Annotated in this window: 26 protein-coding genes, 1 tRNA gene and 2 riboswitches; of the genes, 17 read left to right on the top strand and 10 right to left on the bottom strand. The window is 63.7% G+C overall.

From position 1 onward, the window contains the following. The first annotated feature begins 82 nt into the window (after window positions 1–82). Window positions 83–174: riboswitch (TPP riboswitch) on the top strand. A gap of 32 nt (window positions 175–206) precedes the next feature. From thiB to GC1_RS20855, 3 genes are read left to right on the top strand one after another with little or no spacing between them, the layout of a single operon-like run. Then, a complete protein-coding gene (gene thiB / locus GC1_RS20845) occupies window positions 207–1,184 on the top strand; it encodes a thiamine ABC transporter substrate binding subunit (RefSeq protein ID WP_019297560.1) in 978 nt (325 codons plus the stop codon). Beyond that, window positions 1,160–2,716, top strand: coding sequence for a thiamine/thiamine pyrophosphate ABC transporter permease ThiP (locus GC1_RS20850; RefSeq protein WP_019297561.1), 1,557 nt, complete (start codon window positions 1,160–1,162; stop codon window positions 2,714–2,716). Before thiB ends, GC1_RS20850 begins: the two co-directional genes overlap by 25 nt. Further along, entirely contained in the window at window positions 2,703–3,401 is a 699-nt protein-coding gene (locus tag GC1_RS20855; protein WP_029204978.1) for a thiamine ABC transporter ATP-binding protein, read from the top strand. Before GC1_RS20850 ends, GC1_RS20855 begins: the two co-directional genes overlap by 14 nt. A 165-nt stretch (window positions 3,402–3,566) precedes the next feature. Here GC1_RS20855 and GC1_RS20860 read toward each other — a convergent pair whose 3' ends face one another. Further along, window positions 3,567–4,004 (bottom strand): 6,7-dimethyl-8-ribityllumazine synthase, encoded by a 438-nt coding sequence (locus GC1_RS20860; protein WP_019297562.1) that lies wholly within the window; start codon window positions 4,002–4,004, stop codon window positions 3,567–3,569. A 136-nt stretch (window positions 4,005–4,140) separates the two neighbouring features. After that, window positions 4,141–4,291, bottom strand: a riboswitch (FMN riboswitch). Between the two features lie 157 nt (window positions 4,292–4,448). On the opposite strand from GC1_RS20860, the gene GC1_RS20865 reads away from it, so the two are divergent. Beyond that, window positions 4,449–5,072 carry an FMN-binding negative transcriptional regulator gene (locus GC1_RS20865; RefSeq protein WP_019297563.1) on the top strand — a complete coding sequence of 208 codons (624 nt, stop codon included), beginning with the start codon at window positions 4,449–4,451 and terminating at the stop codon, window positions 5,070–5,072. Here the strand turns inward: GC1_RS20865 and GC1_RS20870 are convergent. Beyond that, window positions 5,051–5,347 (bottom strand): antibiotic biosynthesis monooxygenase family protein, encoded by a 297-nt coding sequence (locus GC1_RS20870; protein ID WP_019297564.1) that lies wholly within the window; start codon window positions 5,345–5,347, stop codon window positions 5,051–5,053. The genes GC1_RS20865 and GC1_RS20870 overlap by 22 nt on opposite strands. Window positions 5,348–5,459: 112 nt before the next feature. On the opposite strand from GC1_RS20870, the gene GC1_RS20875 reads away from it, so the two are divergent. The 4 genes from GC1_RS20875 (at window position 5,460) to GC1_RS20890 (ending at window position 8,989) form a co-directional block, all read left to right on the top strand. Beyond that, window positions 5,460–6,062, top strand: a complete 603-nt coding sequence (locus tag GC1_RS20875) for a glutathione S-transferase (RefSeq protein WP_019297565.1) — start codon at window positions 5,460–5,462, stop codon at window positions 6,060–6,062. A gap of 211 nt (window positions 6,063–6,273) precedes the next feature. After that, complete coding sequence (gene petA / locus GC1_RS20880; protein WP_019297566.1) at window positions 6,274–6,834, top strand: ubiquinol-cytochrome c reductase iron-sulfur subunit; 561 nt, start codon at window positions 6,274–6,276, stop codon at window positions 6,832–6,834. Between the two features lie 12 nt (window positions 6,835–6,846). Continuing rightward, window positions 6,847–8,181, top strand: a complete 1,335-nt coding sequence (petB, locus tag GC1_RS20885) for a cytochrome b (RefSeq protein ID WP_019297567.1) — start codon at window positions 6,847–6,849, stop codon at window positions 8,179–8,181. Window positions 8,182–8,200: 19 nt separating this feature from the next. Beyond that, window positions 8,201–8,989, top strand: coding sequence for a cytochrome c1 (locus GC1_RS20890; RefSeq protein WP_019297568.1), 789 nt, complete (start codon window positions 8,201–8,203; stop codon window positions 8,987–8,989). 151 nt (window positions 8,990–9,140) lie between these two features. Here GC1_RS20890 and GC1_RS20895 read toward each other — a convergent pair whose 3' ends face one another. The 3 genes from GC1_RS20895 to dapF form a co-directional block, all read right to left on the bottom strand. Continuing rightward, window positions 9,141–9,578: a glyoxalase superfamily protein gene (locus GC1_RS20895; RefSeq protein ID WP_019297569.1), complete on the bottom strand. Its 438-nt coding sequence runs from the start codon at window positions 9,576–9,578 to the stop codon at window positions 9,141–9,143. Between the two features lie 192 nt (window positions 9,579–9,770). Next, window positions 9,771–11,033, bottom strand: a complete 1,263-nt coding sequence (gene mtaB, locus GC1_RS20900; protein ID WP_019297570.1) for a tRNA (N(6)-L-threonylcarbamoyladenosine(37)-C(2))-methylthiotransferase MtaB — start codon at window positions 11,031–11,033, stop codon at window positions 9,771–9,773. Then, window positions 11,030–11,872 carry a diaminopimelate epimerase gene (gene dapF / locus GC1_RS20905; RefSeq protein ID WP_019297571.1) on the bottom strand — a complete coding sequence of 281 codons (843 nt, stop codon included), beginning with the start codon at window positions 11,870–11,872 and terminating at the stop codon, window positions 11,030–11,032. Before dapF ends, mtaB begins: the two co-directional genes overlap by 4 nt. A 187-nt stretch (window positions 11,873–12,059) precedes the next feature. Here dapF and GC1_RS20910 point away from each other — a divergent pair. Further along, a tRNA-Lys gene (locus GC1_RS20910) sits at window positions 12,060–12,135 on the top strand. 38 nt (window positions 12,136–12,173) lie between these two features. Here the strand turns inward: GC1_RS20910 and radC are convergent. From radC to dnaK, 3 genes are all read right to left on the bottom strand, one after another. Then, complete coding sequence (radC, locus tag GC1_RS20915) at window positions 12,174–12,938, bottom strand: RadC family protein (protein ID WP_019297572.1); 765 nt, start codon at window positions 12,936–12,938, stop codon at window positions 12,174–12,176. A gap of 283 nt (window positions 12,939–13,221) precedes the next feature. Further along, on the bottom strand, window positions 13,222–14,382 hold the full coding sequence (gene dnaJ / locus GC1_RS20920) for a molecular chaperone DnaJ (RefSeq protein WP_019297573.1): 1,161 nt from the start codon (window positions 14,380–14,382) through the stop codon (window positions 13,222–13,224). A gap of 77 nt (window positions 14,383–14,459) precedes the next feature. Beyond that, window positions 14,460–16,406: a molecular chaperone DnaK gene (gene dnaK / locus GC1_RS20925; RefSeq protein ID WP_272946450.1), complete on the bottom strand. Its 1,947-nt coding sequence runs from the start codon at window positions 16,404–16,406 to the stop codon at window positions 14,460–14,462. 189 nt (window positions 16,407–16,595) lie between these two features. Here dnaK and GC1_RS20930 point away from each other — a divergent pair, with 189 nt between their 5' ends. Then, complete coding sequence (locus GC1_RS20930; RefSeq protein WP_019297575.1) at window positions 16,596–17,198, top strand: alpha-ketoglutarate-dependent dioxygenase AlkB family protein; 603 nt, start codon at window positions 16,596–16,598, stop codon at window positions 17,196–17,198. A gap of 72 nt (window positions 17,199–17,270) precedes the next feature. Here the strand turns inward: GC1_RS20930 and GC1_RS20935 are convergent, their stop codons facing one another. Then, window positions 17,271–17,915, bottom strand: coding sequence for an SH3 domain-containing protein (locus GC1_RS20935; protein ID WP_152610504.1), 645 nt, complete (start codon window positions 17,913–17,915; stop codon window positions 17,271–17,273). Next, window positions 17,912–18,733, bottom strand: coding sequence for an ABC transporter permease (locus GC1_RS20940; protein WP_019297577.1), 822 nt, complete (start codon window positions 18,731–18,733; stop codon window positions 17,912–17,914). Before GC1_RS20940 ends, GC1_RS20935 begins: the two co-directional genes overlap by 4 nt. Before the next feature lie 111 nt (window positions 18,734–18,844). Here GC1_RS20940 and cysQ point away from each other — a divergent pair, with 111 nt between their 5' ends. The 7 genes from cysQ (at window position 18,845) to GC1_RS20975 (ending at window position 26,463) form a co-directional block, all read left to right on the top strand. Beyond that, window positions 18,845–19,642: a 3'(2'),5'-bisphosphate nucleotidase CysQ gene (cysQ, locus tag GC1_RS20945; protein ID WP_019297578.1), complete on the top strand. Its 798-nt coding sequence runs from the start codon at window positions 18,845–18,847 to the stop codon at window positions 19,640–19,642. Beyond that, entirely contained in the window at window positions 19,642–20,442 is an 801-nt protein-coding gene (locus GC1_RS20950; protein WP_019297579.1) for a 3-deoxy-manno-octulosonate cytidylyltransferase, read from the top strand. The genes cysQ and GC1_RS20950 overlap by 1 nt, the downstream gene beginning before the upstream one ends. Window positions 20,443–20,620: 178 nt before the next feature. Beyond that, window positions 20,621–21,514 carry a UTP--glucose-1-phosphate uridylyltransferase GalU gene (gene galU, locus GC1_RS20955; protein ID WP_019297580.1) on the top strand — a complete coding sequence of 298 codons (894 nt, stop codon included), beginning with the start codon at window positions 20,621–20,623 and terminating at the stop codon, window positions 21,512–21,514. A gap of 46 nt (window positions 21,515–21,560) precedes the next feature. Then, the gene (galE, locus tag GC1_RS20960) at window positions 21,561–22,544 is read left to right on the top strand and encodes a UDP-glucose 4-epimerase GalE (protein ID WP_019297581.1); all 984 of its coding nucleotides are present in this window, start codon (window positions 21,561–21,563) and stop codon (window positions 22,542–22,544) included. A 2-nt stretch (window positions 22,545–22,546) separates the two neighbouring features. Continuing rightward, window positions 22,547–23,587 carry a glycosyltransferase family 2 protein gene (locus tag GC1_RS20965; RefSeq protein ID WP_019297582.1) on the top strand — a complete coding sequence of 347 codons (1,041 nt, stop codon included), beginning with the start codon at window positions 22,547–22,549 and terminating at the stop codon, window positions 23,585–23,587. Window positions 23,588–23,779: 192 nt separating this feature from the next. Next, a complete protein-coding gene (locus GC1_RS20970; protein ID WP_019297583.1) occupies window positions 23,780–24,766 on the top strand; it encodes a glycosyltransferase family 2 protein in 987 nt (328 codons plus the stop codon). Beyond that, on the top strand, window positions 24,763–26,463 hold the full coding sequence (locus GC1_RS20975; protein ID WP_019297584.1) for a DUF5927 domain-containing protein: 1,701 nt from the start codon (window positions 24,763–24,765) through the stop codon (window positions 26,461–26,463). Before GC1_RS20970 ends, GC1_RS20975 begins: the two co-directional genes overlap by 4 nt. Window positions 26,464–26,469: the final 6 nt, after the last annotated feature.

The raw sequence follows: 26,469 nt of genomic DNA on the forward strand, positions 1-26,469 counted from the left end.
CGCCGGCAGCGGTCCAGTTTGCCTGAAGCGTAGGTCCTGGCGGGGCTTTGGCTTGTCATTGCTGCGGCTGGGGCCTAATGTCCGCGCCACCTCGGGGTGCGCGCAAGCGCTGAGATGACACCCGTTGAACCTGAACCGGATCACACCGGCGGAGGGAAGGTACTGGACAGCCTCCACCCTTGCCCAAAGCCGCAAAGGAGGATGGCATGAAACATCTTGCATTTGCAGCGGGACTGCTTGGCGCCTCGGCAGCCTTTGCCGAAACGCCCGAACTCACCGTTTATACCTATGACAGCTTTGTTTCCGACTGGGGCCCGGGCCCGGCAGTGGAAAAGGCGTTTGAGGAGGTTTGCGGCTGCGACCTGAAACTGGTTGGCGCAGGCGATGGCGCGGCGCTTTTGGCGCGGGTCAAGCTGGAGGGCGAACGCTCGGACGCGGACGTGGTTCTGGGGCTGGATACCAACCTGACCGCGGCGGCCAAGGAAACCGGGTTGTTTGCAGAGCATTCCGTGAGCGCCGAGTTTGCGCTGCCGGTGGAATGGAACGACGCGACCTTTGTGCCGTATGACTGGGGCTACTTTGCCTTTGTCCACAACGCCGATGCCGCGGCGCCCGCGGATTTCAAGGCGCTGGCCGCCAGCGACACCAAGATCGTGATCCAGGACCCGCGCTCCTCGACACCGGGTCTGGGCCTGCTCTTGTGGGTGAAGGCCGCCTATGGCGACGAGGCGCCGGAGATTTGGAAGGGCCTGTCTGACAACGTGGTCACCGTGACCAAGGGCTGGTCCGAGGCCTATGGCATGTTCCTGGAAGGGGAGGCCGACATGGTGCTCTCCTACACCACTTCGCCCGCTTATCACCTGATTGCCGAGGAAGACGGCTCCAAGGCTGCCGCCGCTTTTGATGAGGGGCACTACATGCAGGTGGAAGTTGCGGCCAAGCTGGCAAACACCAACCAGCCGGAGCTGGCCGACCAGTTCCTGGCCTTCATGGTGTCGGATGCGTTCCAGTCGATCATTCCGACCACCAACTGGATGTATCCGGCGGTGACCCCGGCGGCAGGCCTGCCGGAAGGATTCGGCACCCTGATCGCGCCTGAAAAATCGTTGCTGCTGAGCGAAACGGAAGCGGCAGAAGTGCGCGATGCGGCGCTGGGCGAATGGCTGGACGCGCTCAGCCAGTAAGCGCCTTTCCCGGAAGCGCCGCTGCCCTGCTGGTGGCGGCGCTGATTCTGGGGACGCTGGGGGCTGTTGCCCTGCGGGCCGAGGCCGGCACCGGGTTCGGCGTTAGCGACTGGGCGGCGCTGCGGTTCACGCTGACCCAGGCGAGTCTGTCGGCGCTCTTGAGCGTCGGCCTTGCCATTCCCGTCGCCCGCGGGCTGGCGCGGCGGCGGTTCCCGGGGCGGACGCTGCTGATTGCACTGCTGGGCGCGCCCTTCATTCTTCCTGTAATTGTTGCGATCCTTGGTCTGTTGGCTGTCTTTGGCCGGGCCGGCTGGCTGAGCCAAGGGTTGATTTTCCTTGGGTTAGAGCCTGTTCAAATCTACGGGCTGCACGGGGTGGTGCTGGCGCATGTGTTCTTCAACCTGCCGCTGGCGACGCGTCTGATCCTGCAGGGCTGGCAGGAAATTCCTGCCGAGCGTTTCCGTCTGGCGGCGCAGCTGGATGCCGGGCCGCTGGCGATGTGGCGGCTGCTGGAAGGGCCGATGCTGCGGCGGGTGGCGCCGGGCGCGCTGGCGGTGGTGTTTGCCATTTGCCTGTCCAGCTTTGCGGTGGCGCTGACCTTGGGCGGCGGCCCGAGGGCGACGACCCTTGAGCTCGCCATCTATCAGGCGTTCCGCTTTGATTTCGACCTGGGCCGCGCGGCGCTTCTGTCGGGGCTGCAGCTGCTGCTGACCGGTGCCGCCGCGCTGGTGGCGTTGCGGGTGTCGGCGGGCGAAGGATTTGGGGCCGGGCTTGACCGGGCTGTGCAGCGCTGGGACGGGCAGGGGTTGCTGGCGCGCGGATTGGACGGGTTCTGGATTGTCTTGTCGGCGGCGTTTTTGCTGCTGCCGCTGGCGGCAATCGTGCTGGCGGGTCTGCCGGGGCTGGCTGCCTTGAAAGGCTCCGTTTGGCAGGCGGCGGGCAACTCGATTCTGGTTGCCGCGCTCAGCACCGTGATCCTGCTGATGCTGGCCCTGCCGATGGCCGCTGCGGCTGCCGCCGGGCGCAGCGGCATCGCCGAACTTTCGGGTATCCTCGGCCTTGCGGCCTCGCCGCTGGTGATCGGCACCGGGTTGTTCATTCTGATCTATCCCATTGCGGACCCGTTTGCGCTGGCGCTGCCGGTGACGGCGCTGGTCAATGCGGTGATGGCGCTGCCTTTTGCCATGCGCATTCTGGTGCCGCGGGCGCGGGAGGTTCTGGGGCGCTATGGCCGGTTGTCGCTGTCGCTGGACATGCAGGGATGGGCGTTCGTGCGCCGGGTCTACCTGCCGCGGATGCGGGCACAGACAGGGTTTGCGGCCGGGCTAGCAGCGGCGCTGTCGATGGGCGACCTTGGTGTGGTGGCGCTGTTTGCCGATCCGGACTTTGCTACGCTGCCATTGCAGATCTACCGGCTGATGGGCGCTTACCGGATGGAGGCGGCGGCAGGTGCGGCGCTGCTCTTGCTGATGCTGTCGATGGGCGCATTCTGGATATTGGACCGCGGGGGACGCTGGCATGCTGAGGCTTGAGAATTGCCGGATCATGAACGGCGACTACGCGGTGGAGGCGGATCTGGAGATCGCGCCCGGCGCCTGCGTCGCGGTGATTGGCCCGTCCGGGGCCGGCAAGTCAACGCTGGTGGAGGCCGTGGCCGGTTTCCTGCCGGTGACCCGCGGGCGTATTTTGTGGAGGGGCGCCGACCTGACCCGCCAGGCGCCGGGCAAGCGGCCGGTGGCAATGCTGTTTCAGGACGGCAACCTGTTCCCGCATCTGACCGTGGCGCAGAATGTGGCGCTGGGGCTGCATGCAAACCTGCGGCTGAGCGCGGCGGAGTGGCGCCAGGTTGAGGCCGCGCTGGCGCGGGTTGGCCTGGGCGGCATGGGCGCACGCAAGCCTGCGGCGCTGTCCGGCGGGCAGCAAAGCCGGGTGGCATTGGCGCGGGTACTGGTGCAGGGGCGGGACATTCTGCTGCTGGATGAGCCCTTTGCCGCGCTGGGCCCGGCGCTGAAGGCAGAGATGCTGGACCTGGTGGCGGAACTGGCCCGCGAAAGCGGCGCCACGGTGCTGATGGTCAGCCATGATCCGAATGACGCCCGCCGGATCGCGGATCAGGTGGTGCTGGTGGCGGAGGGCAGGGCGCATGAGCCGCAGGCAACGGCGGAGCTGCTGAACAACCCGCCGCCGGCCTTGAAGGCTTATTTGGGATCTGCCTGACGCGCCGCCGGGAGCCGGTTTCGGAGGTGTGTAAGTGAAAAGGGGTTTCGCTGCGAAACCTCGTTTATAAACAAATGGTTAAACTGATTTTTTGGCCTTTTTGCCGGATGCCCGCCGCCGGTGCGGCGGGCTGGTGCAGGGGATAATGCACTGTAAGTGCTGCGTTTATGCGGCCAACGCCGCCTCCCGCGTCTTGGTGATCATCAGGGCTGCACTGGCGGCTTCGTTGCCTTTTTGCACGAAGTGCGCGCGGTAGATGGCCATGTGATGCTCCGTTTCCTGGAAATGGTGCGGGGTCAGCGAGACCGACAGAACCGGCACCCCGGTGTCCATGCCGGCGCGCATCAGACCGTCAACCACGGCCTGCGCCACGAAATCATGCCGGTAGATGCCGCCGTCGACGACCAGCGCAGCGCAGGCCACGGCGGCGTATTTTCCGGTCTTTGCCAACTCCTGTGCCAAGAGCGGCATTTCAAAGGCGCCGGGAACGTCGAACACGTCGACCTGCTCCGCCGGGATCAGCTGCAGGAAGCCCTCCAGCGCCTGGTCGACAATATCGGCATGCCATTGCGCCTTGATGAAGGCATAGCGGGTGTGTGTCATTTCGTAATCTCCTATACAGTTTGGTGGCCTGCTGGCGGCCGCGAAAACCGGTGTCCACTTTTCGCTGCCAGCACGGCATGACACGTCACCCAAGGCGATCACGAACAGACGGGCGCACGTCATCCGTGGCTCGCCTGCACGTTCTCTTCCATCCGGACTATGACCGTCGGCTCTGGAATCGCACCAGATCTGCTGACACTTCCAAAAGCTTGGAAGCCGCTCGCGGGCTTACGGGACTTGGCCCGCTTACCGCCGGTGGGGAATTCCGCCCCGCCCTGAGAACACGCGGACATTGCCAAGCGGCGCAGCCGATTTCAAGAACGGAACGTCAGACGCGCGGCTGGGACGTGAAATTGGTATTGTTCCTGAGCAGGGAAGTGGAGCTTTCAAATTGCAAAGCCGGGTTCCATGGTGTGCGGGACGGGCAGGCACAGGAGAATTTTCATGCACCCCAATCCGGTTTTCCACGATGCGGATACCGCGCAGAACCTGGCGTTTGCCCGTGCGCGGGCCTTTGGCGTGCTGGCGGTCTCCACGGAGGAGGCGCCGCTGATCAGCCATGTGCCGTTCCTGATTTCCGAAGACGGGGAATGGGCGGATCTGCATCTGGTGCGCTCCAATCCGATTGTGCGGATGCTGAAGGAAGCGCGCCCGGCCAGGATCGCCGTCAGCGGGCCGGATGGCTATGTCTCGCCGGACTGGTACGGGGTGCCAGATCAGGTGCCGACCTGGAACTATGTCGCGGTGCATCTGACTGGCGAGCTGGAGTTGCGTTCGGAGGAGGAATTGCGCGATCTGCTGGACCGGCAGTCGGCCTTTTACGAGGCGCGGCTGGGGCCGAAGCCGCCCTGGACGACGGCCAAGATGGATGCAGCGGCGCTGGCGCGGATGATGCGGATGATCGTGCCCGCCCGGATGCGGATCACGGGCACTGATGGCACCTGGAAGCTGAGCCAGAACAAACCGGACGCCGCGCGCGCCGGAGCCGCAGAGGCCATAGCCGGCGGCATGGGCGCGGAGCTGGAGGAACTGGCGGTGCTGATGCGTCAGGCTTCTACCAGATCATAGTGTTTGATGGTGCGCGACTCGACCAGTTCGGCCTCGGCCGGGTCGATGTGCGGACTGGTGTAATCCTCGCCCACAAATGCCTTGAGCGAGGCCAGATCCCTCCAGACCATCACAAAGCTGAACTCCCGCGGGGTCTCAGAGCGCGGCGCGCCGGGCAGGACCGAGACGATGCCCTCGGTGCCCTTCATCAGCGGGATTGCGGTTTCGTGAAAGAACTTGCTGAACTCGGCTTCTTTGCCGGGCCGTATGGTAACCTGGAATATCCGCATGATCATTGTAGGGCTCCTGTCACTTGTTACACGGGCCCAGTCTAGCACAGTGCTGCATTTGCCCCTTCCCCTCAGGTCCGCTTGCAGTAGGCTGCGGCCAAACAGCGGAGGATTTTCAATGAAGCTCACTTTTTCCCAATCATCTCCCTTTGCCCGCAAGGTTGTGGTGCTGCTGCATGAAACCGGGCAGCTGGAGGATGTTGATATTATGGACGTCACCACCACGCCCCTGAAGCCCAGCCCGGATGTGAAGGCCAGCAACCCGCTGGCCAAGATCCCGGCGCTGGAGCGCAATGACGGGCCGGCCTTGTATGACAGCCGGGTGATCTGCGCCTACCTGGATGAGCGCGCAGGCGGCAAATTGTACGGCCGCGGCTGGGACAGCAAGGTGCTGGAGGCCACGGCCGACGGAATCATGGATGCGGCGGTGCTGATGTCTTATGAAAAACGGCTGCGTCCCGAAGACAAACAGTGGGACAATTGGCTGGACGCGCAGCGGGGCAAGGTGCTGGGCGGCTGCGCGGCGCTGAATGCGCGCTGGATGAGCCACCTGCAGGGGCCGCTGGATATCGGCCAGATCGCGGTGGCCTGCGCCCTGGCTTATGTGGATTTCCGCCACCCCGAAACCAACTGGCGCCAGGGCAATGAGGCGCTGGCGGACTGGTTCGCGGATTTCGAATCGCGCCCCGCGATGCAGGCGACAAAACCACCCGCGGCCTGAGCAGGCCCCTTGAAACAGACAGGTGCCGCGCCGATATGGGTGCGGCACTGTCACACAGGCGTGACAGAATTGCCGTCTGCGGCTTTCTGCGCGCCTATGACCGCTGGACGAAGCGGCTTCTCCCCGCTAGACACGCGCCTGAGTCACTGCGAGCAATCGCGGTGCATGCGCATGTTTGCCCTAAACGGGCGCTGGAATTGGAGAAAACCTCGTGTCCCACGCAGAAGACCACGAAGGAACCCGGAGAGATTTCCTCTACTACGCCACTGCCGGCGCCGGGGCAGTGACCGCGGGTGCCGCCGTATGGCCCCTGGTCAACCAGATGAACCCCTCCGCCGACGTGAAAGCGCTGTCCTCGATCCTGGTCGATGTCAGCGGCGTGGAAGTTGGCACGCAGATCTCGGTCATGTTCCTTGGTAAGCCGGTGTTCATCCGCCGCCGCACCCAGGAAGAGATCGAGGCAGCCCGTGCCGTGGAGCTGTCCGAACTGATCGACCCGCGGTCGGAAAACGCCAACAAGCCGGGCACCGACGCGGCTGACGCGAACCGGACCATGGACGACGCCGGCGAATGGCTGGTGATGATGGGTGTTTGCACCCACCTCGGCTGTGTGCCGCTGGGCGACGGTGCCGGCGAATTCAACGGCTGGTTCTGCCCGTGCCACGGCTCGCACTACGACACCGCAGGCCGCATCCGCAAAGGCCCGGCGCCGGAGAACCTGCACGTGCCGGTGGCTGAGTTCACCGACGCCAACACCATCAAGCTGGGATAAGGAAACGCGCTCATGTCCGGTATTCCGCACGACCATTACGAGCCGAAGACAGGCGCAGAAAAGTGGCTGCACAGCCGCCTGCCCATCGTCGGCCTGATCTATGACACCATCATGATCCCCACCCCCAAGAACCTGAACTGGTGGTGGATCTGGGGCATCGTCCTGGCCTTCTGCCTGGCGCTGCAAATCGTCACTGGCATCGTCCTGGTGATGCACTACACCCCGCATGTTGATCTGGCGTTCGCCTCTGTCGAGCATATCATGCGCGACGTGAACGGCGGCCATATGCTGCGTTACCTGCATATGAACGGCGCGTCGCTGTTCTTTGTTGCCGTCTACATCCACATCTTCCGCGGCCTGTACTACGGCTCCTACAAGGCGCCCCGCGAAGTCACCTGGATTGTCGGCATGCTGATCTACCTGATGATGATGGGCACCGCCTTCATGGGCTACGTTCTGCCCTGGGGCCAGATGTCCTTCTGGGGGGCCACCGTTATCACCGGCCTGTTTGGCGCGATCCCGTTCATCGGCGAAGCGATCCAGACCTGGCTGCTGGGCGGGCCCGCAGTGGACAACGCAACCCTGAACCGCTTCTTCTCGCTGCACTACCTGCTGCCCTTCGTGATTGCAGCGCTGGTGATCGTGCACATCTGGGCCTTCCACACCACTGGCAACAACAACCCGACCGGTGTTGATGTCCGCAAGGGGTCCAAGGAAGAAGCCAAGAAAGACACCCTGCCGTTCTGGCCGTACTTCGTGATCAAGGACTTCCTGGGCCTGGCCGTTGTGCTGGTTGTGTTCTGGGCCATCGTCGGCTTCATGCCGAACTACCTGGGCCACCCGGACAACTACATCGAAGCCAACCCGCTGGTGACCCCGGCGCACATCGTTCCGGAATGGTACTTCCTGCCGTTCTACGCGATCCTGCGTGCCTTCACCTCCGAGGTCTGGGTGGTGCAGTTCGCCTCCTTCGTGACCGGCGGCATCGTGGATGCGAAGTTCTTTGGCGTGATCGCCATGTTCGGCGCGATCCTGGCCATGGCGCTGGCGCCCTGGCTGGACACCTCCAACGTGCGTTCGGGCCGTTACCGCCCGATGTTCAAATGGTGGTTCGCGCTGCTGGTCGTCGACTTCTTTGCCCTGATGTGGCTGGGTGCGATGCCGGCGGAAGAGCCCTATGCATCGTTCTCGCTGATCGCATCGGCCTACTGGTTCGGCTACTTCTTCGTGATCCTGCCGCTGCTGGGCGTGATCGAGAAGCCGCTGGCTCAGCCTGCAACCATCGAAGAGGATTTCGACGCCCACTACGGCAAGAAGTCTTCTGCTGACGCCACTCCTGCCGAGTAAGAAGAAGGAACACCTGACAATGTTCAAGAAACTGGCAACCGGTGCCGCCTTCGCTCTGGCCATGATCCCTGCTGCGTCTTACGCAGCAGGCGGCGGCGAGCAGCACATCACCGACTACGCCTTCTCGTTTGAAGGCCCGTTCGGCACCTACGACCGCAACCAGCTGCAGCGCGGCCTGCAGATCTACACCGAAGTCTGCGCGGCCTGCCACGGGCTGAAGCTGGTGCCGCTGCGCACCCTGGCAGACGAGGGCGGCCCGCAGCTGCCGGAGGATCAGGTGCGTGCCTACGCAGCTGACAACTTCAGCGTCTACGATCCGGAACTGGATGAGGACCGCCCGGCCAAGCCGGTCGATCACTTCCCGGAGAACAACAACGCCGGCGCCCCGGACCTCAGCATGATGGCCAAGGCGCGTGCGGGCTTCCACGGCCCCTATGGCCTGGGCATCAACCAGCTGTTCAAGGGCATGGGCGGTGCCGAGTACATCGCCTCGCTGCTGGCCGGCTACACCGGTGAGTCCAAGGAAGAAGCAGGCACCACCTTCTATGAGAACACTGCCTTCCCGGGCGGCTGGATCTCCATGGCGCCGCCGCTGTCCGATGAGCAGGTGGAATTTGCCGACGGCCACGCCAACGACGTGGAAGCCATGTCGCAGGACGTCGCGGCCTTCCTGATGTGGACCGCAGAGCCCAAGATGATGGCGCGCAAGCAGGCCGGTTTTGTCGGCGTGCTGTTCCTGACCCTGCTGTCGGTGATGCTGTATCTGACCAACAAGCGCCTTTGGGCGCCGCACAAGGGCAAGCACTGATCCCTGGCAGCTGACTAAAGCTTTGAAACATCAAACCCCCGCAAGTGATGCTTGCGGGGGTTTTTCGTTGCTGACGGGGAGGGGCGCTGCCCCTCTGCGCGCGGACGCGCATTCACCCCGGGGTATTTCGGACCAGAAAGAAGCCGGAAGCCTAGGCCAGCGGGCTGACCGTCAGATGCGGAAGGCCGTTGGAAGTCTTCTGCGGCGAACGGTCGTCCGCATTGATCACCGCGGACACCCGCTGACGCCAGGAGGAGAAGCTGTCGAACCGGACCACGTCCACAGGCGCGTCGAATTGCAGGGTGATCCGCCGGTGGCCATTGCCGCCGCAGGCGGCCAGCCCGTGCACGTAGCCGGTGAAGGGCTGGCCCAGATAGCGCCCCTCGACCCGCATCCCCACCTGCAGCTCCGGCGCGTTGGAGGCACGGGCGTGGAGCGTGTTCCAGTCGCGGAAACCATAGTACTGGGCGATCCGCTCCAGGGCGGTGCTGTGGGGGATGGGCTGGCCCTGGGCCTTGGAATGCTTGCGCAAGAGCCGGGCCTCGGCCTTGAGCTGCGCAACAGAAGGAAGGGCAGAGTTGGTCTGCATGGGTGTACCTTTCGCGAAAGAGTGCATGTGCCGTTGCAGACAGGGCTCGCATTGCTGTCTGGGCGTGCACCCAGGCGTCAGGATAAACCTTGTCCGGATTTCACCATGGCCAGCGGCCGCGAGCGGCAGGTATCCGGGACCTGTGTTGTGAGATTTAGCGGGTAGGAGCGGGGAAAGCAATTCCCCTCTGGGTCAGGCCACCAGCTGGCTGCCTGCCGTACCGGTAATGGCGGCGGTGACGATCCGGCCTTCTTCCTGGGGGGCTGCGAACGCCACTTCCGTGAACTGTTCGGTGCGGCCCATGTGCGGGTTTTCCATCAGAATGCGGTGGGTCTTGCCGACCTGCTCTGCCAGATGGCGTTCCACTTGCGCATCGCCGGCCGCGCGCAGGCGGGCAGCACGCTCCTTGATGACGTTGCCGTTCACTTGGTTCGGGATCTTCGCCGCCGGGGTGCCCTCGCGCTTGGAATAGGGGAAGACGTGCAGCCAGGTCAGATCGCAGTCGGTGACCAGTTTCAGCGAGTTCTCGAAATGGGCGTCGGACTCGGTCGGGAAGCCTGCGATGATGTCGGCGCCGAATGTCATCTCCGGACGCAGGCGGCGGGCCTCCTCGCAAAACGCGATGGCGTCGTCGCGCAGGTGGCGGCGGGCCATGCGTTTCAGGATCAGGTTGTCGCCATGCTGCAGCGACAGGTGCAGATGCGGCATCAGCCGCGGCTCGGTGGCGATTGCCTGCATCAGGTTCTCGTCCGCCTCAATCGAATCGATCGAGGAGATGCGCAGCCGCGGCAGGTCCGGCACCAGCTTCAGGATCCGCATCACCAGGTCGCCCAGGCGGGGCTGTGCAGGCAGATCAGCGCCCCAGGAGGTCAGGTCCACGCCGGTCAGAACCACCTCGTTGTAGCCCCTGTCCACCAGCCGCTTGATCTGGTCGATCACCACGCCCGCGGGGACCGAGCGGGAGTTGCCGCGGCCGTAGGGGATGATGCAGAAGGTGCAACGGTGGTCGCAGCCGTTCTGGACCTGCACATAGGCGCGGCTGCGGGTGCCGAAACCGTCGATCAGGTGGCCTGCGGTCTCTGTCACCGACATGATGTCGTCGACCTGGACCTTCTCCGTGGTGCCGATGAAATCCGGGCCTTTGGCGATCTGCTGCCAGGTCTCAGCCTGCATCTTCTCGGTGTTGCCGATGACGCGGGTGACCTCTTCCATTGCGGCAAAGGTTTCCGGCTCTGTCTGGGCGGCGCAGCCGGTCACGATGATCGGCGCCTCCGGATTTTCGCGGCGCAGCTTGCGGATCTCCTGGCGCGCCTTGCGCACGGCCTCGGCTGTTACCGCGCAGGTGTTGACCACCACGGCGTTCTCCAGGCCTGCCTGCTGGCTCAGCTCCTTCATCGCCTCGGTCTCATAGGCATTCAGGCGGCAGCCGAGGGTGGTGAACTTGGGCACGCTCATGCCAGCGACTCCAGGAATTCGCGGGTGAATGTGCCGTCGAACACATGCATGGTCGGGCCGGTCATCCAAACGCCGTCCTCAGCCCAGTCGATCCACAGGGTGCCGCCATCCAGATCGATCTGCACCTTGCGGCCCGTCAGGCCGCGCCGGGCGGCTGCAACGGCGGTTGCGCAGGAGGAGGAGCCGGAGGCCAGTGTCACGCCTACACCGCGCTCCCAGACGCGCATGCGGATGCGGTCGGGGCCGGTGACCTGGGCGACCTGTACATTGGTGCGCTGCGGGTAGAGCGGGTGGTGCTCGTAGCGGGGACCGAATTCCGCCAGCGGAATGACCTCGGCGTCCTCGACAAAGAAGGTGCAGTGGGGGTTGCCCATGCCGGTGGCTGTGGGGCCGCCCTCGATCGGCAGTTCCAGCGTGTCCGCTTCCTCGGCCAGGGGAATGTCCTGCCAGTCCAGCTGCGGCGCCCCCATGTTGACGGAGGTGAGCCCGTTGCCGGCGTCGCGGGCATAAAGGTCGCCGCGGTCCGTGGTCAGGTGCAGCTCCGGCTTGCCGGTCTCCAGGATCAGGTGGCGGGCGATGCAGCGGGTGGCATTGCCGCAGGCCGCAGAGGTGGAGCCGTCGGCATTGTAGAAGGTCAGATGCGCGTCGCCCGGCCCGTTCGAGATCACCGTCAGCTGGTCAAAGCCGACGCCGAACTGGCGGTGCGCGATTCCCTTGGCCATCGCCGGGGTGATGGCAATGTCCTGCGCGCGCGCGTCGACAACGACGAAGTCGTTGCCCAGCCCGTGCATCTTCATGAAGGGGAGATTTGTGTGTGCCGAGGTGCTCATGGCGGGCATATAGACCCGGCGCGGAGATGAATCCAGCCTTCGGTGAGAAAAGTTGAAAAAAGGGGTTGACCCCCCGCCGCACTGGCCCTAGATACGCCGCCTATCGGGACAGCGTGACACACACCGCCACGCCGGACCAAAGCGAAATAAGTGCTTGAACCTTCTGGGAAAAACACTTAGACCGCGACGAAGAAGTGGGCCGTTAGCTCAGTTGGTAGAGCAACTGACTTTTAATCAGTGGGTCGCAGGTTCGAATCCTGCACGGCTCACCACTTCCTCCCAAAACCGCTGATGATGACTGAGAAATGCGCTACAGGTATCCCTGAGCGCGGAAGCTGAGTTCGGCGGATTTTCCGATGATCAGATGGTCGTGCAGGGCGATTCCCAAGGCGCTGAGGGCGGCCTGGATCTGATCTGTCATACCGATGTCACTGTCCGAGGGCGTGGGGTCTCCGGACGGGTGATTATGCACCAGAATCAAGGCGCTGGCGTTCAGTTCCAGGGCGCGTTTGGCGACCTCGCGGGGGTAGACGGGCACGTGGTCGACGGTGCCGCGGGCCTGTTCCTCGTCGGCGATCAGGACGTTCTTGCGGTCCAGGAACAGGATGCGGAACTGTTCGGTTTCGCGGTGGGCCATGGTGGTGTGGCAATAATCCAGCAGCGCGTCCCAGCTGGAGATCACCTGGCGCTGCATCACCCGGGCGCGGGCCATGCGGTGCGCGGCGGCCTCCAGTACCTTGAGGTCAGTGATGACCGCGTCGCCGATGCCCCTGACCTGCGCCAGCCGTTCCGGTGCGGCTGCCACCACGCGGTTGAAATCTCCAAATGTATCAAGCAGTTGCCGTGCCAAGGGTTTCACGTCGCGGCGCGGAATGGAGCGGAACAAGACCAGCTCCAGAAGCTCGTAATCGGGCATCGCGGCAGCGCCGCCGGCCATGAAACGCTCGCGCAGGCGGGCGCGGTGGTCCTTGATGTAGGAGGGCAGGCGGCCGGGGGAGAGCGGGGCCGCAGGGGCCTCCTCGCTGCCGGGAAACAGCGGCAGGGAGACGTCCTCGAATGCGGGGTCCTGTGCCATGGCGCCATGGTGCCGCCATCATGGTTGAGGAAGTGTTAATGGATGCCCTGCGAGAGCGGCGGAGGGGCGGCTGTAAGGGGGTGACAGGCGTGCACCCCTTGTGCACCCCCTGTGCACCGCCGCAGCGCGGCGTGGGGCGTCTGGGCAGGGCGCTGCGTAAAGGATGCGCAAAAGAAAAGCGCCCCGGGCGGGGGCGCTTTGATCGAGTCGTTTCAGGCTAGTGGCCGGGGCTCCGCCCGTTCGCAAGCGAAACGCTCCCCCGGAGCGTTTCCGGGGAGCTTGCTCACCCCTTCATCCCATCCCAGAAGCTTTTCACCGAAGAGAAGAAGCTGCGGGATTCGGGGTTGGTGTTTTCCTCGGATATGTCCTCGAACTCGCGCAGAAGCTCCTTTTGGCGGGCGGTGAGGTTCATCGGGGTTTCCACCGCCAGTTCGATGAACATGTCGCCGGTGGCACCACCGCGCAGCGCCGGCATGCCTTTGCCGCGCAGGCGCATCTGGCGGCCGGACTGGCTGCCCTCGGGGATTTGCACGCGGCCGCGGCCTCCGTCGATGGTCGGCACCTCGATGGAGCCGCCAAGCGATGCCTTGGCCATGCTGACCGGAACCCGGCAGTAGAGGTTGTTGCCGTCACGCTCAAACAGCTTGTGCGGGCCGACCTCGACAAAGATGTAGAGATCGCCCGGAGGGCCGCCGCGCAGGCCGGCTTCGCCTTCGCCTGCCAGTCGGATGCGGGTACCGGTTTCCACGCCTGCCGGGATGTTCACCGACAGCGAGCGGTCTTTTTCCACCCGGCCGTGGCCGTGGCAGGATTTGCACGGGTTCTTGATGATCTGGCCCAGGCCCGAACAGGTCGGGCAGGTGCGTTCAACGGTGAAGAAGCCCTGCTGCGCGCGGACCTTGCCCATGCCGGAGCAGGTCGGGCAGGTGGTGGGTTCCACGCCGCCCTCAGCCCCGGTGCCCTCGCAGGAGGTGCAGGAAACGGAGGCCGGGACCTTGATGGTCTTATGCAGGCCGCTGAAGGCTTCCTCCAGCGAGACGCGCAGGTTGTAGCGCAGGTCTGCGCCGCGCGATGCGCGCTGGCGTCCGCCACCGCCGCCGCGCTGGCCGCCCATGAAATCGCCGAACAGGTCGTCGAACACGTCGGAGAAGGCGGAGGAGAAATCGCCGCCGCCAAAGCCCTGGCCGCCGCCGCCGCGCTGGCCGCCGCCCATGCCGTTTTCAAAGGCAGCATGGCCAAAGCGGTCATAGGCCGCCTTTTTTTCGGCGTCCTTGAGGACGTCATAAGCCTCGTTGGCTTCCTTGAACTGCGCCTCGGCGTCCGGATTGTCGGAGTTCCGGTCGGGGTGCAGTTCCTTGGCCTTCTTGCGAAAGCCTTTTTTGATTTCGTCTGCGGTGGCGCCTTTGGCCACGCCCAGAACGTCGTAATAGTCACGTTTTGACATCGGTTACCCCATCTGCCTCAACGAAAATGGGCCGGTCCGGGGTCGGACCGGCCCGCCTTGGCCTGAGTGCTCAGGCGTTAGCGCTTGTCGTTGTCCAGGTCTTCGAACTCGGCATCGACGATGTCGTCGTCAGCCGGGCCTGCGGCTTCGTCAGCTGCTGCCGGCTCGTCGTCGCCGCCTTCTTCGGCCTGCGCCTTGTAGATCGCCTCGCCCAGTTTCATCGCAGCTTCGGTGACGTTCTGGATGCCGGACTTGATCTTGTCGGCGGTTGCCTTGTCGTTCTCCAGCTCGTCCTTCAGCGCGGCCACGGCCAGCTCGATCACCTCGACAGTGGACGGGTCGACCTTGTCGCCATGCTCTTCCACCGATTTCTCGGTCGAGTGGATCAGCGATTCGGCCTGGTTCTTGGCTTCGATCAGCTCGCGGCGTTCCTTGTCCGCCTCGGCGTTGTCCTCGGCGTCCTTGACCATCTTTTCGATGTCGTCGTCGGACAGACCGCCGGAGGCCTGGATGGTGATCTGCTGTTCCTTGCCGGTCGCCTTGTCCTTGGCGCCGACCGACACGATGCCGTTGGCGTCGATGTCGAAGGTCACTTCGATCTGCGGCATGCCGCGCGGTGCCGGCGGGATTTCCTCGAGGTTGAACTGGCCGAGCATCTTGTTGTCGGCGGCCATTTCACGTTCACCCTGGAACACGCGGATGGTCACGGCGTTCTGGTTGTCTTCCGCGGTCGAGAACACCTGCGACTTCTTGGTCGGGATGGTGGTGTTGCGGTCGATCAGGCGGGTGAAGACACCGCCCAGGGTTTCGATGCCGAGCGACAGCGGGGTCACGTCGAGCAGCACCACGTCCTTGACGTCGCCCTGCAGAACGCCGGCCTGGATGGCAGCGCCCATGGCAACCACTTCATCCGGGTTCACGCCCTTGTGCGGCTCCTTGCCGAAGAACTTGGAAACCTCTTCGATGACTTTCGGCATCCGGGTCATACCGCCGACCAGAACCACCTCGTCAATGTCGGAAGCCGACAGGCCTGCGTCCTTCAGGGCCGCCTTGCACGGGTCCATCGAGCGTTTGATCAGGTCGGAGACCAGGCTTTCCAGCTTGGCGCGGGTCAGCTTCATTACCATGTGCAGCGGCTGGCCCGAGGACGGGTCCATCGAGATGAACGGCTGGTTGATCTCGGTCTGCGAGGTGGAGGACAGTTCGATCTTGGCTTTTTCAGCGGCTTCTTTCAGGCGCTGCAGGGCCATCTTGTCCTTGGACAGATCGACGCCGTTTTCCTTTTTGAACTCATCCGCCAGGTAGTTGACGATGCGCATGTCGAAGTCTTCGCCGCCCAGGAAGGTGTCGCCGTTGGTCGACTTCACTTCGAACAGGCCGTCGTCGATTTCCAGGATGGTCACGTCGAAGGTGCCGCCGCCGAGGTCATATACGGCGATGGTCTGGGTGTTTTCCTTGTCCAGGCCATAGGCCAGCGCAGCCGCGGTCGGCTCGTTGATGATGCGCAGCACTTCGAGGCCTGCGATCTTGCCGGCGTCCTTGGTGGCCTGACGCTGGGCGTCGTTGAAGTAGGCAGGCACGGTGATCACCGCCTGGGTGACTTCCTCGCCCAGGTAGGATTCCGCGGTTTCCTTCATCTTGCCCAGGGTGAAGGCGGAGATTTGCGACGGGGAGTATTTCTCACCCTTGGCTTCCACCCATGCGTCGCCGTTGCCGCCGTTGACGATGGAGAACGGCACCATCTTCTTGTCTTTGGCGACGGCCGGGTCGTCGAACCGGCGGCCGATCAGGCGCTTGACGCCGAACACGGTGTTGTCGGGGTTGGTGACGGCCTGGCGTTTGGCCGGCTGGCCGACCAGGCGCTCGTCGTCGGTGAAGGCAACGATCGACGGGGTGGTGCGCGCGCCCTCGGCGTTTTCGATCACGCGGGGCTGGGAGCCATCCATGATGGCCACGCAGGAGTTGGTGGTACCCAGGTCGATGCCGATAACTTTGCTCATTTGCGATCCCTTTTTACTACTCAAGGCGATTACCCGAGGCCTGAACCCGTTGCGGCATCCTGGCCCCGATTGTTTTGCGGTTTGGTCTGCACCTTGCCGCGTCCCGGCGTATATAGGGACGTGAAAACGGCCCTGCAAGCGCCAGTGCACGCCCGGAGGCGTGAATCAATGCGCTTTTTTGCAAGGGCTATGGTTAAGGATGGATGAACGGCAATGACCCTGCTGCGGGTGCGCGGATTTGATGTTCACAAGGGGTATCTCGATGGCGTCCGGCAGGCGGCGCTGATCGAGGCCTTGCGGGGGGTGCTGAAGGCGGCGCCGCTGTTTTCGCCCAAGGTGCCGGGCGGCGGGCAGATGTCGGTGCGGATGACCTCGGCCGGACGGTTCGGCTGGTATTCGGATGCCAAGGGCTACCGCTATGCGGAGCAGCACCCGGCGGGGCGGGACTGGCCGGCGATCCCGGCGGAGGTGCTGGAAATCTGGGCGGAGCTGACCGGGCTGGAGCGGCAGCCGGAATGCTGCCTGCTGAATTACTACGGTGAGGGTGCGAAGATGGGGCTGCACCAGGATAAGGATGAGGCGGATTTCTCCTTTCCCGTGGTTTCCATTTCGCTGGGCGATGACGGGCTGTTCCGGATCGGCTGCCAGACGCGGGGCGGCAGGACGGAATCGCTCTGGCTGAGTTCCGGCGACGTGGTGGTGATGGGGGGCGAGGCGCGGCTGACCTATCACGGGGTGGACCGGATCCGGTTCAAGTCGTCGCGGCTCTTGCCCAAGGGCGGGCGGATCAACCTGACGCTCAGGGTGGTGACGTGACGCTGGCGGGGCGCAAAAGTTTTGCGGAAAACTTTTGCCAAGACTTTTGCTGAAAAGTCTTGGGGCCGGCGGCTAGGGCACCAGCGAGCAGCAGCCGGTCAGGACGTCGAGCTGGCCCGTGCCGCGCAGGTGCAGCAGGTCGATCGAAATGCCATAGCTGCGGTCCGACATGCCGTCGGTGCAGTGTTGTGACGTCAGGGTGCCGGACAGGCTGGCGGTTCCTGGTACGGACGTTTCGTTGCTGGGGTGGTGGACAGCGTGGAAGCCGGATTTGCCGCTGTGGCCTGCTGCCCGCTGCCTTGCCAGCAGTGTGAAGCCGGTGACCGGGCCCTCCGGGGTGGTCATGCGGGCGGTGTCATCCAGGGTCAGGGACCAGAAGGGCTCGGTGCCGAAGCAGTCCAGCGCCTGTCCGTGCATCATGCGCCAGTCGTTTTGGGGTTGCAGGCTCAGATACCGCAGGGCGGCCCAGCCGGATTGCTCGCCGCTGTTCACCTGGCCCCATTTACCGCTTTCATCCGCTAGAATCACTTCCACACCGGTTTGATCCGGTGCCAGGGTTCCGATGACTTCAGCACTGGCGGAGGGGGTGCTGCGGATGTTGAGCACGTCATCAGCTGCAACACCGGTGACGCTGTGGAGCGCGGGATACTCCTGCGCTGCGGCGGGCAGAGCCAGCAAGGCCAGCCAAAGAAGGGCAGCAGCGTGCCGCCCCCTCACCGGCGCGCGTTCCAGCTGAGGGAGACATGGCGGCGGGTGTAAAACTCGCCCATCAGGCCGATCACGATCAGAACCAGCGCCACCCAGGCGGCATACTGCCAGGAGCTGAAATGCGGGTTGTAGTTGATGAAGACATAGCCGCGCGACTGGTCGATGCAGTGGAACAGCGGGTTCCAGTCGAACATTGCCAGCATGAAGCTGGGCAGCGTGTTGGCCAGGAACATCTTGCCCGAGGCAATCATGTTGGCGCGCTGGTAGATCATCATCAGGATGCTGACAAAGCTTGGCGCCCAAGGCTTCAGAACCAGAAACACCAGCCCCACGCCGAACCCGGTGATCCAGGCCAGCAGCACCATGCCGAAGGCGGGAATGGGTTCCTCGATATGCACAGGCGTGTAGGCGACGTGATAGGCAAACAGGATGATGATCAGCGACAGAACCTGAATATAGAGCGCGCCGATGGCGGCGGACAGCAGCGCCACCATCGTGTTCATCGGCGCGTGCTGCATCATAGGGCTGCTGGGGCCCTCAGCGCCGGCAACGGCACTGACAGTCTTGGTGTGCACCATGAACAGATACACGCCGGACATCACATAGAGCAGAAAATCGCCGCGGATGGCGGAGCCGCGCAGGCCCAGCACCGCAAACATGACATAGAAGGCCAGCACGAACAGAATCGTCTGCAGCAGGTTCAGGCCAAGTGCGATGAAGGCGTTGTTGTGCTTGGAGCGGACGCTGCGCACGGCGGAGTGGAACACCACTTCGCTCAGGGAAAGAAATCCGGACATCCACGATTGCTGCGTGCGCTGCTGAAACATGAACCTGCGTTCTCTGCTCTTATCTGATGCGGCTGCTTGCCGTTCTGCTGTCTGCGCATCATAAGGGGCAACAGGCAAATTTTCAATTAAACCCGTGTTGGGGAGACCTGCGTGACTTATGAAGACCTGGTGCCCGTGATCCGCAAACTGGCCATCGAGGCCGGTGCAAAGATCATGGAGATTTACAACTCCGACGATTTTGACGTGAAGGTGAAATCCGACGACAGCCCGGTGACCGAAGCGGATGAAGCGGCGGATGCGCTGATCTCGGCCGGGCTGCGGGCGGCATTTCCGGGCGTGATGCTGGTCACCGAGGAGCAGGCGGCCTCGCACAAGGAGCGCGGCGACACCTTCCTGATTGTCGATCCACTGGACGGCACCAAGGAGTTTATCCACCGCCGCGGCGATTTCACCGTGAACATCGCGCTGGTGGAAAACGGCGTGCCGACCCGCGGCGTGGTCTATGCGCCGGCGCGGCAGCGGATGTTCTTTACTCTGGCTGACGGCAGCGCGGTGGAGGAGACCGGCAGCTTTGATCCGGAAACCATCGGCGCAACCCGGGTGATCCGGGTCGCAGACAGCGATAACTCCGCGCTGATGGTGGTGGCGTCGAAATCGCACCGCGATCAGGCCACCGATGACTACATCGGCAAGTACAACGTGAAGGACAGCAAGAGCGCCGGCTCCTCGCTGAAGTTCTGCCTGGTTGCCACTGGCGAAGCGGATATTTATCCGCGTGTCGGCCGCACCATGGAATGGGACACCGCCGCGGGCCATGCGGTGCTTGCAGGCGCTGGCGGCAAAGTGGTGCGTTTTGACGATCATTCCCCGCTGAGATACGGTAAAGAGGGCTATGCCAACCCGTTCTTCATCGCCTATGCACCAGCTGTGGAACTGAAGGAAGCCTGATGTCCGTCCTGATTGTCATCCCCGCCCGCTATGCCTCGACCCGCTATCCCGGCAAGCCGCTGGTGCCGCTGACCGGCGCCACTGGCGAAAAGCGCTCGCTGGTGGAGCGTTCCTGGCGGGCGGCCTGTTCGGTGCAGGGTGTGGACCGGGTGGTTGTGGCCACGGATGACGATCGCATCAAACAGGCGGCGGAAGCGTTTGGGGCCGAGGTGGTGATGACCTCGCCGGAGTGCGCCAACGGCACCGAGCGCTGTGCCGAGGCGCATGCGGCGCTGGGCGGCGGCTATGAGGTGGTGGTGAACCTGCAGGGCGATGCGCCGCTGACGCCGCACTGGTTTGTCGAGGACCTGGTGGCCGGGCTTAAGGCTGCTCCCGGAATGGGGCTGGCAACGCCGGTGCTGCGTTGCAACGGCGAAACGCTGAACAGCCTGCTGGCGGACCGGAAAGACGGCCGGGTCGGTGGCACCACGGCAGTATTTGCCGCGGACCACAGTGCGCTCTATTTCTCCAAGGAGGTGGTGCCCTATTGCGGGCATGTCTACGGGGATGGCGAAAACACGCCGGTCTTTCACCATGTCGGGGTCTATGCCTACCGGCCGGATGCCTTGGCAGCGTATCCTGATTGGGATACAGGGCCGCTGGAACAGCTAGAAGGGCTGGAGCAGCTGCGATTCCTGGAGAACGGGCGCAAGGTGCTCTGTGTTGAAGTTGAGGCGCGCGGCCGTGAATTCTGGGAGCTGAACAACCCGGAGGATGTGCCGCGGCTGGAAGCCATGATGAAGAAAATGCGGCACGAGTGAGTGAATTATGTTAAAGAGAAGCCGAATGAAAAGGGCGCTGCTGCAAGACGGCAGCTTGGGGCAACGGGCAGTTGCTTTACATTTTGTTGGAGACAGCCGGGCATAATGCGCGCCAGCTTATCAGCGCCGTTTGGCGGCTGCGGCGGCCAGCCCGGAATTTGAGTGCAGAGAGAACCACATGCGTAAAAAAGTAACCAAAGCGATTTTTCCCGTTGCGGGTCTGGGAACCCGTTTCCTGCCGGCAACCAAATCCGTGCCCAAGGAAATCATGACATTGGTCGACCGGCCGCTGGTGCAATACGCCATCGACGAGGCACGGGCTGCCGGGATCAAGGAATTCATCTTTGTCACGTCGCGCGGCAAGGGTGCGCTGGAAGACTATTTTGACCACTCGCCGGTTCTGGAACAGGAGCTGCGCAAGAAGGGCAAGGATGAGCTTCTGGAGATCCTGAAGAGCACCGACATGGAATCCGGTGCCATTGCCTATCTGCGCCAGCACAAGGCGCTGGGCCTGGGCCACGCGGTGTGGTGCGCCCGCCGCCTGATCGCCAACGAGCCTTTTGCGGTGATCCTGCCGGACGACGTGATTGCGGCAGAGAAACCCTGCCTGCAGCAAATGGTCGAGGCCTATGAAGAAACCGGCGGCAACATGGTTGCCGCGATGGAGGTTCCGCCGGAGAAGACCTCTTCCTATGGTGTGCTCGACGTGAAAGAGGACATGGGCCGGGTGGTCGCCGCCAACGGCATGGTCGAGAAGCCCAAGATGGAAGACGCGCCGTCGAATCTGGCGGTGATCGGGCGCTATATCCTGTCGCCGTCGGTTCTGAAGAACCTCAACAAGATGAAGTCCGGCGCCGGCGGCGAGATTCAGCTGACCGATGCGATTGCCGAGGATATCGCTCAGGACGTGCCGGTTTACGGCTACCGCTTCAACGGGCAGCGGTTCGATTGCGGCTCCAAGGCGGGCTTCCTGCAGGCGACCGTCGCCTTTGCGCTGGCGCGCGATGAGCTGCGGGATGACCTGATGAGCTACATCACCGAGATCGCGCAGGTCGGCAAGGCCGCGCAGTAACCAAACTGGCCGCCCGCCCTGGGCGGCCCAGCATGGGGCAGAGACAGTGACCAATATCCTCGTGACCGGCGGTGCCGGATACATCGGCTCGCACGCCTGCAAGGCGCTGAAGGCGGCGGGCTATTCGCCGGTGACCTATGACAACCTGGTGACCGGCTGGCAGGATGCGGTGAAATTCGGACCCTTCGAGAAAGGCGATCTGAATGACCGCGCGCGGCTGGATGAGGTGTTTGCCAAGTACCAGCCGGCCGCGGTGATGCATTTCGCGGCGCTGAGCCAGGTCGGCGAGGCGATGAGCGAGCCGGGCCGCTACTGGGCCAACAACACCGGCGGGTCGCTCAATCTGGTCGAGGCTGCGGTGGCGGCGGGATGCCTGGATTTCGTGTTCTCCTCGACCTGCGCCACCTATGGCGAGCATGACAATGTGGTGCTGGACGAAAACACTCCGCAGCTGCCGCTGAACGCCTATGGCGCTTCCAAGCGGGCAGTTGAAGATATCCTCAAGGATTTCGGCGCTGCACACGGGCTGCGGTCGGTAATCTTCCGCTATTTCAACGTGGCGGGCGCTGATCCTGAGGCCGAGGTGGGCGAGTTCCACCGCCCCGAGACCCATCTGGTGCCGCTGGTGCTGGATGCGATTGCGGGCAAGCGCGATGCGCTGACCATCTTCGGCACTGACTATGACACCCCGGACGGTACCTGCATCCGCGATTATGTGCATGTCTGCGACCTGGTGGATGCGCATGTGCTGGGCCTGAAGTGGCTGGAAGGCGGCAAGGGCAGCCAAGTGTTCAACCTGGGCACCGGCAGCGGTTTTTCGGTGCGCGAGGTGATGGACAAGGCGGAAGCCGTGACCGGGCAGAAAGTGCCCTGCAACACCGGCGCGCGCCGGGCGGGCGACTGCACCAAGCTGGTGTCGGGATCGACCCGCGCGGTCACCGATCTGGGCTGGGAGCCGCGCCGCTCTACCTTGGAAACGATGATTGCTGATGCCTGGAAATGGCATAAGACGGGCCATTACGAGGGCTAAGCATGACTGGCCCCGCCGCTCCTGATCTGCCGCCGCTGGGCCTCACCGGGGCTTACCGGATGCGGTGGAAGCGGCGGCGGATGCTGTGGCGGGCGCTGCGTGCCCGCCGGCAGATGCAGAAAACGGCGGACCGCACCCGGCAGATCCCCAATGCCGGCGTTCTGGTTTTTACGGTTCTGCGCAATGAGATCACCCGGCTGCCCTATTTCCTGGAGCATTACCGGCGGCTGGGCGCCGCGCATTTCCTTGTGGTGGACAATGGCAGCGATGACGGCAGTGCGGAGTTGCTGGCGGAGCAGCCGGATGTCTCCCTGTGGCGCGCTGAGGGCAGTTACCGGGACACGCGCTTTGGCCTGGATTGGCTGGGCTGGCTGCTGATCCGCCATGGCCACGGGCGCTGGTGCCTGACCGTGGATGCCGATGAGCTGCTGGTCTACCCCGGCATGGACGCGCACGGGCTGGACGATTTGACCCGGCTGCTGGAGCAGCAAGGGCGCGCGGGGTTCGGGGCGCTGATGCTGGACCTTTACCCCAAGGGGCCGCTGGGCGCCCGGACCTATGCGCCGGGGCAAGATCCCGGCGAGGTGCTGCAATGGTTCGACGAAGGCCCCTACCGGGCAGTGCGGCAGCAGCCGAAGGGCAACCTGTGGGTACAGGGAGGGGCGCGGGAAAGAGTGTTCTTCCAGGATCAGCCGGAACGCTCGCCGACGCTGAACAAGCTGCCGCTGGTGCGCTGGAACCGGCGTTATGCCTATATCAATTCAACCCATTCCATGCTGCCGCGGCAGCTGAACATGCTGTATGACGGACCCGGCGGCGAGGCGCCGTCCGGCGTGCTGCTGCATACGAAGTTCCTGCCGGAGATTGTTTCCAAATCGGCAACGGAAAAGCAGCGCCAGCAGCATTTCCATACACCGCAGGAATTTGACGTGTATTACGACCGGATCACGGAGGCGCCGGATATGTGGCACGCCGGGTCGGTCCGGTACCGCGGACCGGACCAGCTGGCGGCGCTGGGGCTGATGACACCGCTGGCCTGGTGACGCCTGGGCGGCATCGCCTGAACTGTTGCAACTGCGCCGTGCGCCCGCGTAACTGTTTCTAAATCCGTTGTTAATAGACTGCGTGCGTGACATATTGCGCGGAAACTTGCCGCTGGCAGAAGGCTGGACCGGGCAGGTGCGCTCCTTGGATAGCGGTTTGGAGTAGACGTGGGGCTTTGGGATTCTTACCGGATGCGGTTGCGGCGCAAACGGCGGCTGGTCCGCGCGGTGCGCAAGTCCGGTGAGCTGTCGCCTGTGCAGGACAACACGAGGGCGATCCGTCCGGGGGATATTCTGCTGGTCTGCACCATGCGCAACGAGCAGATCCGCCTGCCCTACTTCCTGCAGTATTACCGCGGCCTGGGCGTCAATCATTTCCTGTTCGTGGACAATGGCTCCACCGATGGCACCACAGATTATCTTCAGGGAATGGAGGATGTCTCGCTGTGGCAGACCACCGCCAGTTACAGGCGGGCGGGCTTCGGCATCGATTGGATGAACTACCTCAAGCGCAAGTACGCGCATGATCACTGGGTACTGGTGGTCGACCCGGATGAGTTCTTTATCTACCCGTTCTGCGACACGCGGCCGATCCGGGCGCTGACCGACTGGCTGGACAATTCGGCGATCCGCAGCTTCTCGGCGATGCTGCTGGATGTGTACCCCAAGGGCCGGATCGGCGAGGTGCCGTATCAGCCCGGGCAAAACCCGCTGGAGATTGCCCACTGGTTCGACAGCGGCAATTACACCATCAGCCGCAACAAGGAATACGGCAACCTGTGGATCCAGGGCGGGCCGCGGGCGCGGGTGTTCTTCGCCGATCAGCCCAAGAAGGCACCGGCGCTGAACAAAATCCCGCTGGTCAAATGGCACCGGCGCTATGCCTATGCCAGTTCCACCCACGCGCTGCTGCCGCGCGGGCTGAACCAGGTTTATGAAAGTGATGGCGGCGAAAAAGCCAGCGGCGCGCTGCTGCACACCAAGTTTTTGGATACCTTCACCGCCAAGGCTGAAGAGGAGCTGGTGCGCGGCCAGCATTATGGCGGGTCGGCGGAATATAAGGCCTATGCCGCCAAGATGGCGGAGCAGCCGGAGCTGTGGTGCAAGTGGAGCGAGAAATACATCAACTGGCGCCAGCTTGAGATCCTGGGGCTGATGTCCAAGGGGAACTGGGCATGAGTACGGTTGGGATTGTCATGCTGGTGCACACGGCGCTGGACCGGGCGGCGCAGGTGGTGCGCCACTGGACCGCAGCGGGCTGCCCGGTGGTGCTGCATGTGGACCGCAATGTCAGGCGTGACGTGTTTGACCGGTTCCGGCAGTCGCTGGATGGCAGCCCGCTGGTGCGGTTCTCTGCCCGCCACCGGTGTGAATGGGGCACCTGGGGCATCGTGGCGGCTTCGCAGTCGGCCTCCGAGGTGATGCTGGCGGAGTTTCCGGATGTGCGGCATGTCTATCTGGCCTCAGGCTCCTGCCTGCCGCTGAGGCCGGTGCAGGAGCTGGCGGATTATCTGGCGGCGCGCCCGGAGACCGATTTCATTGAAAGCGCCACCACCGCGGATGTGCCCTGGATCGTTGGCGGCCTGAGCCATGAGCGGTTCACGCTGCGGTTCCCGTTTTCCTGGAAGAAGCACCGCTATCTGTTCGACCGCTACGTGAACTTGCAGCGCAAGCTGCGGTTCAAGCGGCGGATCCCGGCGGGGCTGGTGCCGCATATGGGCAGCCAATGGTGGTGCCTGACCCGGCGGACCCTGGCGGCAATTCTGCAGGACCCGGAACGTCCGGCCTATGATGCCTATTTCCGCAAGGTGTGGATCCCGGATGAAAGCTACTTTCAGACCCTGGCGCGGCAGTATTCCAGCAATATCGAGAGCCGCTCGCTGACGCTGAGCAAGTTCGATTTCCAGGGCAAGCCGCATATTTTCTACGACGACCACTTGCAGCTGTTGCGCCGCTCCGACTGCTTTGTGGCGCGCAAGATCTGGCCCCATGCGGAACGGCTCTATCAGGCGTTTCTGACTGATCCGGCCGGGGCGATGAAAGGCGCGGAGCCCAATCCGGGCAAGATCGACCGGATCTTTGCCAAGGCGGTGGAGCGGCGCACCCGCGGGCGGCCGGGCCTCTATATGCAGAGCCGTTTTCCCGGCCACGGATCGGAGAACGGGATCACTTCCAGCCCCTATTCGGTGTTCCAGGGATTTGCCGAGCTGTTCGAGGATTTCGAGATCTGGCTGGCCCGGACAACCGGCGCCCGGGTGCACGGGCATATCTTTGCGCCCGAGGGGGCGGCGTTTTCTGAAGGCCAGACCCTGATCAACGGCTGCCTGAACGGCAACGCGAAGCTGCGCGACTACAATCCTGAGAGCTTTCTGACCAGCCTGATCTGGAACACCCGCGGCGAGCGCCAGTGTTTCCAGTTCGGCCCGCGCGACAACCAGGCTGTGAACTGGCTGGTGGCGCGGGACACCAATGCGCAGGTATCGGTCATCAGCGGCGCCTGGGCGGTTCCGCTGTTCAAGTCCAGCCGCAGCTTTGCGGAGCTGCGCCAGGAAGCGGCCCGGCTGCAGCAGCGCGAAGCCGAGCAGCTGCAGATCCTGCGCTCGCAATGGACCAAGGCGCGGGTGCGGATCTGGACGATGGCAGAGTTTGTCGAGGCGCCGATGGAGCCCTTGCAGACCATCATTGACGAGATCGGCCCGCTGGCCGCGCGGCATTTGGGTGAGGCGCCGAGGATGACAGATCTTGAAGGCTTCGGGCAGTTCCTGCAGAATCTGAAAAACCAGGGCATGCATCCCTATCTGATGGGGGATTTCCCGGTTGGGCAAAGCCCTGCCAGCCCACCCAAGCCGCAGCGTAAACCCTATCTGGTGCGATAATTCCTG

Origin of the sequence: Leisingera sp. ANG1, from assembly GCF_000203975.2 — a bacterium.
Lineage (GTDB): Bacteria > Pseudomonadota > Alphaproteobacteria > Rhodobacterales > Rhodobacteraceae > Leisingera.

What these genes read in the sequence shown, in the direction of transcription:
- thiB (WP_019297560.1), top strand. Translation starts at nt 207, where the DNA reads ATGAAACATCTTGCATTTGCAGCGGGACTGCTTGGCGCCTCGGCAGCC.
- GC1_RS20850 (WP_019297561.1), top strand. Translation starts at nt 1,160, where the DNA reads ATGGCTGGACGCGCTCAGCCAGTAAGCGCCTTTCCCGGAAGCGCCGCT.
- GC1_RS20855 (WP_029204978.1), top strand. Translation starts at nt 2,703, where the DNA reads ATGCTGAGGCTTGAGAATTGCCGGATCATGAACGGCGACTACGCGGTG.
- GC1_RS20860 (WP_019297562.1), bottom strand. Translation starts at nt 4,004, where the DNA reads ATGACACACACCCGCTATGCCTTCATCAAGGCGCAATGGCATGCCGAT.
- GC1_RS20865 (WP_019297563.1), top strand. Translation starts at nt 4,449, where the DNA reads ATGCACCCCAATCCGGTTTTCCACGATGCGGATACCGCGCAGAACCTG.
- GC1_RS20870 (WP_019297564.1), bottom strand. Translation starts at nt 5,347, where the DNA reads ATGATCATGCGGATATTCCAGGTTACCATACGGCCCGGCAAAGAAGCC.
- GC1_RS20875 (WP_019297565.1), top strand. Translation starts at nt 5,460, where the DNA reads ATGAAGCTCACTTTTTCCCAATCATCTCCCTTTGCCCGCAAGGTTGTG.
- petB (WP_019297567.1), top strand. Translation starts at nt 6,847, where the DNA reads ATGTCCGGTATTCCGCACGACCATTACGAGCCGAAGACAGGCGCAGAA.
- GC1_RS20890 (WP_019297568.1), top strand. Translation starts at nt 8,201, where the DNA reads ATGTTCAAGAAACTGGCAACCGGTGCCGCCTTCGCTCTGGCCATGATC.
- GC1_RS20895 (WP_019297569.1), bottom strand. Translation starts at nt 9,578, where the DNA reads ATGCAGACCAACTCTGCCCTTCCTTCTGTTGCGCAGCTCAAGGCCGAG.
- mtaB (WP_019297570.1), bottom strand. Translation starts at nt 11,033, where the DNA reads ATGAGCGTGCCCAAGTTCACCACCCTCGGCTGCCGCCTGAATGCCTAT.
- dapF (WP_019297571.1), bottom strand. Translation starts at nt 11,872, where the DNA reads ATGCCCGCCATGAGCACCTCGGCACACACAAATCTCCCCTTCATGAAG.
- radC (WP_019297572.1), bottom strand. Translation starts at nt 12,938, where the DNA reads ATGGCACAGGACCCCGCATTCGAGGACGTCTCCCTGCCGCTGTTTCCC.
- dnaJ (WP_019297573.1), bottom strand. Translation starts at nt 14,382, where the DNA reads ATGTCAAAACGTGACTATTACGACGTTCTGGGCGTGGCCAAAGGCGCC.
- GC1_RS20930 (WP_019297575.1), top strand. Translation starts at nt 16,596, where the DNA reads ATGACCCTGCTGCGGGTGCGCGGATTTGATGTTCACAAGGGGTATCTC.
- GC1_RS20940 (WP_019297577.1), bottom strand. Translation starts at nt 18,733, where the DNA reads ATGTTTCAGCAGCGCACGCAGCAATCGTGGATGTCCGGATTTCTTTCC.
- GC1_RS20950 (WP_019297579.1), top strand. Translation starts at nt 19,642, where the DNA reads ATGTCCGTCCTGATTGTCATCCCCGCCCGCTATGCCTCGACCCGCTAT.
- galU (WP_019297580.1), top strand. Translation starts at nt 20,621, where the DNA reads ATGCGTAAAAAAGTAACCAAAGCGATTTTTCCCGTTGCGGGTCTGGGA.
- GC1_RS20965 (WP_019297582.1), top strand. Translation starts at nt 22,547, where the DNA reads ATGACTGGCCCCGCCGCTCCTGATCTGCCGCCGCTGGGCCTCACCGGG.
- GC1_RS20970 (WP_019297583.1), top strand. Translation starts at nt 23,780, where the DNA reads ATGCGGTTGCGGCGCAAACGGCGGCTGGTCCGCGCGGTGCGCAAGTCC.
- GC1_RS20975 (WP_019297584.1), top strand. Translation starts at nt 24,763, where the DNA reads ATGAGTACGGTTGGGATTGTCATGCTGGTGCACACGGCGCTGGACCGG.